Origin of the sequence: Pseudomonas sp. 32_A, assembly GCF_017490905.1 — a bacterium.
Taxonomy (GTDB): Bacteria; Pseudomonadota; Gammaproteobacteria; order Pseudomonadales; family Pseudomonadaceae; genus Aquipseudomonas; species Aquipseudomonas inefficax.
This window is the reverse complement of sequence record NZ_JAFGYI010000354.1, coordinates 1-443: the sequence shown is the minus strand read 5'-3', so window position 1 is coordinate 443 and position 443 is coordinate 1. Positions and strand designations below refer to the sequence as shown.

Sequence of the window (443 nt, the reverse complement as noted above, 5' to 3'; positions counted from 1 at the left end):
ACCCATGGCAGCGCACAGGCTTCGTCGAACGCATTGCCGCCAGCATCCTCGGCCAGCAATGCAGCTTCAGCACCCAGGCGTGCCGCCAGCGAGCGCAAGCGGGGCCAGTTTTGCGGCAGTGCATACAGCAGCATCACCGATTCGAAATCACAGTGCAGGTCCAGCACCACATCGGCGTCGCACGCCTGCTGCAGAAGCACGCGACGAAGGCCTTCGAGCTCCGATGGCGCAGCAGGCAAGTCGTCGAGGATGTCGAGCATGGTGCGGCGAATGATGGCCACGTTGGCCTCGCCATCCTCGTCTAGATGGCCCTCCAGGCGCCTGATGAGCGCTTCGGTCAGTGCCGGAAAATCGCGGTTGAAGTTCTTGCCGCTGCTGAACTCGAAACGGCCTTGATGGGTGGCCTGGAACATCTGGCCGATACCGATCGGGTTGGCCAGTGG

At 62.8% G+C, this 443-nt stretch carries 1 pseudogene; it reads right to left on the bottom strand.

Annotated elements, in window-relative coordinates:
- Positions 1-443, bottom strand: a pseudogene (locus tag J5M58_RS27050) (peptidase M14); the annotation flags it as partial.